Here is a 5,830-nt window from a genome sequence, read left to right on the forward strand (position 1 = left end):
CGCGGTACAAGGCTGTGGTCAACAGTACATCACCGTGATGCCTTAATTTAATCACCAAAATTTTCTGCAAAGTATTTCAACCCGGTATTGATTAGAGTGAATTCACGCCCATCCGTGCGCGGTGGCGCATTAAACTGCCAGTAAACCCGCACACGCGTTGAGCAAACACAGAGCGAATATAGACCGTGATTTCAACCAATTTTGTTTTCCAATTCAAATGACCAGCATTTTCTTCTCTGAAAGTTCCAAAAATATCGGTGGTCAAGAACTGCAATTGCTCGAGCAGGCGGTGGGTCTGAAAGCCAAAGGTTACACCCCCTATATATTGTGCCGGCCAGGCAGTCGAATTTCTCAGGAAGCCTGCAAGCTGGGCCTGAATGTCGAGTTTGTAGCATTCAGAAATGCCATACACCCACCCAGTGTTTTAAGGTTGGCCAATTTGGTTCGGCAACACAAGCCGGTGGCGGTGGTGTGCCACAGCAGCCACGATGCCAATTTGTGTTCAATAACCGTGCATGCCCTGGCAAAACTTGGCTTGCTCAAGCCCCGGCCTACCTTGATTCGCATGCGCACCTACCAACCAGGCCCGGCCAAAGCATTCACTTACAACCAGATGTTTGACCAAACCTTCACGCCCAGCCAGGCTTTGAAAGACCAATTGCTGCAAAACAGTGGGGTACTGCCCGAGAAAATCGGTGTGCTGTACCCTGGCGTTGATTTTGAAAGCATCGCCGCCGCTGCGGCGCTGGGCTTGCCCGCTGAACTTGATGCCCGCCTGAGTGATTTGCAGCAGCGCCCGGTGATTGCCCATGCGGCCATGTTCAGGGTAGAAAAGGGGCACAGTTTCATGTTGCAGGTGGTGAAAGCCCTGCTCCCACAGTTTCCAAATTTGTTGTACGTGGCAGCCGGCGAGGGTGAAACCCGACAGGCCATCGAAACCGAAGCGCGGCGTTTGGGCCTGAGCAGGCATGTGGTGCTGCCGGGCATGTTGAACCCCGTTGCACCGCTCATCAAGCGTGCGGATGTGTTGGTCATGCCTTCCAGTTACGAGCCTTTGGGCATGAGCCAAATTGAAGCGCTGGGCCTGGGCGTGCCCGTGGTGGTCAGCAATGTGGGTGGCCTGCCCGAAACAGTACAAAGTGGAGTAACAGGTTATGTGTGCCCAGCGCCCCATGCGCCCGGTGCGCTCGATGCCTGGGTTCAAGCATTGGGTGCTGTGCTGACTGAACCCCACAAAGCCCGAGACATGGCAGCACTGGGCCGGCAAACCGTGCTGGCCCAGTTTGGCAAACAAAGCAATATTGATGGCTTGGTGGGCACTATTCAGACACCTCGGTTGGGTCGCTCTTGATGTCTGGATGTTTGCCAGCGAGTCAGCGAATTGGCGTTTGGTTTGGCCAAGGGCTGCACAGTGCCCTGGCAGCACGCGCGGCATGGGGGCAATTGCAGGCTGAATATCCCGGTGCGGATTGGGTTTTGTTTGGCCCCCTTGGCCGCCTGTTTTTGTTCGAAATGGATGAGCGCGTACCCGCTTACATCCCATTGCGTGCCCTTGAACCTCGCCGCCCTGCGCAAAGCCGCCTTTCTTATTACCTGGAAAAACGCGCCCAGTTTAAAAAGCTGCGCGGCTTGAAGCTTGAGCTATGTATCGGGGTGTCGGCCTTGGACGCTTCGCCTGAACTGAATCAGCTCGCCGCAGCGCAGTTTCAGCATGTGCAGAAAATGTTGGGTGTTGGAGGAAAGTTCATACAGCAAGAGTTATCAGTTTTTTTTCAGGCTGAACGGCCCTTGTTACAGGCCGGGCCCCAAGCCCTGGCTTATGCAACCCAGCTGTATCGCAAAACACCGCCGAGCCTGACCAAGGCGGTGGTTTTGCTGTACGCCGAAGAAAATGCACCCGGTTTGGACATGCAATGGCAAGCCTTGCACGACAACTTGGCGCAGCTGGGCAGTAACGTTCATTTAACGGTGGCTGCAGTGGTAGGTGACAATCGCTTGTTGGCCCGCCAGTTAAGTACTCACCATCCAGATTGGTTGCAGCTGGGTTTGCCCCAGGCCATGGGCCTGATTGCTTACGCGGATCGGGTGATCTGCGCTTCAGAGGCCATCACCCTAATTTGCGCCGAAATGGGCCGTTCAGACCGCCTCTTGTTGGTTAAAAGTCACAGTTAAGGCGCGGCTTTAGAAGTCACCTGCTTTGGTGTCGGCTTTACCTGACTCTGAAATTCTAAGTTTTTCATTCACAAGGCTTTTTGCGGCTCTTGGGGCGATTTTGGCGAATTGTTGATGTCATAAAACTATGGGTTTGATCAATTTCTCCTGTTGCACGTCAGCGACAAAAACACCGATTTCCCCATTCTCACACCACGATTTGGTTGGTCGGCCCAAGGGTCCCCGTGTACATTGTCTCTCGTGCCGCTAGAAATGGCGGCAAAGATTCAACCAACACTAATAAGGGTGAAATATGAACAAGAAGCTAGTAGCTGCTGCTCTGGGCCTGGCATTTGCCGCTCCAGTATTTGCTGATTCATCAAATGTAACTTTGTACGGTCGTATCCACCAAACTCTGGATCACCAGTCTGGCGAAACACGCACAGGCGGCGTAACCAACCAAGCCGGCGGTAGCTTCGTAGTAGAAGACGCTTCCTCACGTTTGGGCGTTCGCGGTGTTGAGGACCTGGGCGGTGGCTTGAGCGCCATTTTCGCATATGAATTCGGTGTAACCACCGACGATCTGTCAGACAACACAGTTGACGCTAACGGTGTTGCGAATGGTCCAATGACTACTCGTCACGCATACCTTGGCCTGAAAGGTGCATACGGTCTGTTCGTGGTTGGTTCACAAGACGGTGGTAACGATTCACAAGCCCCTCTGTACAACCAAGCTTCTCTGATCGGTTCTGTATCTAACAACGGTGGTCCTTTGACAACTGTTGGTGGCGGTACTGCAATTACTTCCAACACTTGGGCCATTCAGCGTCAACAGCGTGTTGGTAACTCCTTCGGTTACGCTGGCAACTTCGGCGGCGTGCAAATCAACGCTCGTCACTCCATGCAAGGTGACAACGACCAGTCTAACAATGCAGGGGCTCTTGTTAAAGAAAACGACTTCCGCGCAACTGAAATCGCTGCAACTTACAAAGTTGGCAATTTGACAGTTGGCGGTGGTTTCGCTAACTTTGATCAACAAGAATTGAACAACCCACTGGGCGTAACTGATATCGAGCGCACAATTCAGGGTGTTGCAACCTACAACTTTGGTTCATTCACCGTTGCTGGTTTGGTAGCTCAAAACTCTTACGAAGCTCAAAACGCAGCTAATGGCGAAGACAGCGGTATCGAGTACGCATTGTCTGCCACTATGCCTTTGACTGCCAACTCTGGCCTGTTCGGTATGTACGCTAACTCCGAGCGTTACGACTTGGTTAACGAAGCTCGTGAAAACACTCAAGCTCAAATCGCTTACTACTACGATTTCAGCAAGCGTACACGTACCTACGTTGGTTTCAACCGCGTAGAGAGCGAAGTTGAAGCATCAACAACTGCAGGCAACGTTGGTAACAAGACAGAGCGTGACAACTTCACAATCGGTCTGCGTCACAACTTCTAATTCAACGCCAAGCTTAAGCTTGGTTTGAATGCAAAGTTTGAAAAAGCCACCTTCGGGTGGCTTTTTCTATTTCAGCCAGTGCAACACGCATACTCATTCGCACATGGCACCGAAATAACCACTCGAAAAAAAGCACCTGGTTTATTCAGGTGCTTTTTTATACTACTCAACTTGGCTAGATTCGATCGAATCAATTATTGCAAATTCATGTCCAATTGCACGCCGCACAAGGTGCTGCTGTAGCGTGTAGCGCTGCCGCTGTTGCTCATGCAACCCAGCGAGGTGGTTTGAAGTTGGTTCTCGGATACCTTCAAGCCAAAAAACAAATCCGGGTACTTGTTGCCTTCTTCACGGCTTAGCTTGAATACCCAGTCACCCGTGCCCCACTGGGCACCCATGGGAGCTTTGTTGCGGTCCTGGTTCAGTCTGAACCCATAGCCAAGCCCACCATTTTCCGAACTGGTCCAGCGGCCCCATTTGCTCAACGGGTTTTGCCCATCGATATTCAGGGTGACGCCGCCAGCTTGGGCACTGGCCAAAGTGGGTGCCAGCAAAGGTGTTAGCACTAAGCAGGCGCAAATCAATGTTTTTTTCATGTTCTTATTCCCTTCAACAGCAGCAATTCAAGCAATTTGCGCTGTTTCGCATGCAAGGCTTTAATTATGCGCGTAATTTTGGTGTGGATAAAGCGGGAGAAGGCCTGCCTTCACCCCGCCAAACCATTGATTTGACTCAGATATTTGAACCTGATGTTTGAAAATTCTTGATTAAAAACAATGGGTTTCGGTGCTTAATTCTCAAGTCGCTTTAAGCCCAGTTTTTCAAACAACTGGGTGTCGCGTTCCAATTCCGGGTTGTCTGTTACCAACAGTTTTTCTCCGTAGAAAATAGAATTGGCACCCGCCAGGAAACAAAGCGCTTGGGTGCTCTCATTCATGCTTTCCCGGCCAGCCGACAAACGCACAAAACTGGTGGGCATGGTAATTCGTGCCACGGCGATGGTGCGTACAAAATCGAGTGGATCGATTTCTTCGTTGTTTGCCAGTGGTGTGCCTTCAACTTTCACCAAATTGTTAATGGGCACGCTTTCAGGCGGTTCGGCCATGTTGGCGAGTTGGGCAATTAGGCCAGCCCGCTGTGTAACCGTTTCACCCAAACCCACGATACCGCCGCAACATACCTTGATGCCTGCGTCACGAACTCGCTCTAGAGTGTCCAGTCGGTCCTGGTAGGTGCGGGTGCTGATGATGTCGCCGTAAAAATCGGGCGAGGTGTCCAGGTTGTGGTTGTAATAATCCAGACCCGCTTCTTGTAGCTGTTTGGCCTGGTGTTCTTTCAGCATGCCCAGGGTGACGCAGGTTTCCAGGCCCATGGCTTTCACAGCGGTGACCATTTCGCCTACAGCTTCAACCTGGTGGTCTTTGGGGCTGCGCCACGCGGCACCCATGCAAAAGCGGGTTGCGCCTTTGTCCTTCGCGGCTTGGGCGGCTTTTAATACTTCATCAATGGGCATCAGCTTTTCAGCCTCCACGCCGGTGTTGTATTTGGCCGATTGGGGGCAGTAGCCACAGTCTTCAGGGCAGCCGCCGGTTTTAATCGACAGCAGGGTGGACAACTGCACGGTGTTCGCATCGAAATGCTCGCGGTGCACCTGCTGCGCTTTGAAAATAAGGTCGTTGAACGGGAGTGCGAACAGGGCTTCAATGGCCTCGACGCTCCAGCGTTGCTGATCAACGGCGGGTGGGGCTGTTTTTTTGTTTTCAACCCAGGTAATTTGGCTTTCCATGTGCATCCTTCAGAACAATTCGCTTCCAGGGCCGGGTGCAATCAGTCTGCCCCAGCGTTGTAATACGTGCATCAGTGTTTGGTAGGCATTTTCAAGCGTTTCCGGGGCTGTGCAATACGGCGGTACCCAATACACGGTGTTACCCAAGGGTCGTACCACAATGCCCAATTCGAGAAACGTTTGGCGTATCCATTGACTCGCGCTTGAACCGTACTGACTGTGACTGGATTTTAGCTCAAAGGCCGCCACGGTGCCGCACACGCGCGGATTTTCAATCAGGGGGTGGCAGGCCAAGGCAGGCAGCCACCGCTGGTGGGTGGCTTCAATGCGGCGAATGTTCGTCCACGTATGTTCTGCGTCGAACAAGGCGAGGCTGGCCAAGGCTGCAGCGCAACCCAATGGGTTTGCGGTGTAGGAGTGGCCGTGCAGCAGGG

The 5,830-nt window shown here is 52.4% G+C and carries 6 protein-coding genes; 3 read left to right on the top strand and 3 right to left on the bottom strand.

Annotated features, from left to right (window positions below):
* Positions 1–217 precede the first annotated feature (217 nt).
* From A0129_RS15255 to A0129_RS15265, 3 genes are all read left to right on the top strand, one after another.
* Positions 218–1,351 carry a glycosyltransferase family 4 protein gene (locus tag A0129_RS15255; RefSeq protein ID WP_291716250.1) on the top strand — a complete coding sequence of 378 codons (1,134 nt, stop codon included), beginning with the start codon at positions 218–220 and terminating at the stop codon, positions 1,349–1,351.
* Complete coding sequence (locus A0129_RS15260) at positions 1,351–2,172, top strand: hypothetical protein (protein WP_291716251.1); 822 nt, start codon at positions 1,351–1,353, stop codon at positions 2,170–2,172. The genes A0129_RS15255 and A0129_RS15260 overlap by 1 nt, the downstream gene beginning before the upstream one ends.
* 292 nt (positions 2,173–2,464) lie before the next feature.
* Positions 2,465–3,610, top strand: a complete 1,146-nt coding sequence (locus A0129_RS15265) for a porin (protein WP_291716252.1) — start codon at positions 2,465–2,467, stop codon at positions 3,608–3,610.
* 194 nt (positions 3,611–3,804) lie between these two features.
* Here A0129_RS15265 and A0129_RS15270 read toward each other — a convergent pair whose 3' ends face one another.
* The 3 genes from A0129_RS15270 to A0129_RS15280 form a co-directional block, all read right to left on the bottom strand.
* Positions 3,805–4,206, bottom strand: coding sequence for a hypothetical protein (locus tag A0129_RS15270; protein WP_275270165.1), 402 nt, complete (start codon positions 4,204–4,206; stop codon positions 3,805–3,807).
* Between the two features lie 194 nt (positions 4,207–4,400).
* The gene (gene bioB / locus A0129_RS15275) at positions 4,401–5,396 is read right to left on the bottom strand and encodes a biotin synthase BioB (protein ID WP_291716253.1); all 996 of its coding nucleotides are present in this window, start codon (positions 5,394–5,396) and stop codon (positions 4,401–4,403) included.
* A gap of 9 nt (positions 5,397–5,405) precedes the next feature.
* On the bottom strand, positions 5,406–5,830 hold a 425-nt coding region (locus A0129_RS15280), incomplete at its 5' end, for an aminotransferase class III-fold pyridoxal phosphate-dependent enzyme (RefSeq protein ID WP_291716254.1).

It is taken from the genome of Limnobacter sp. CACIAM 66H1, assembly GCF_001601825.1.
Classification (GTDB): domain Bacteria; phylum Pseudomonadota; class Gammaproteobacteria; order Burkholderiales; family Burkholderiaceae_B; genus Limnobacter.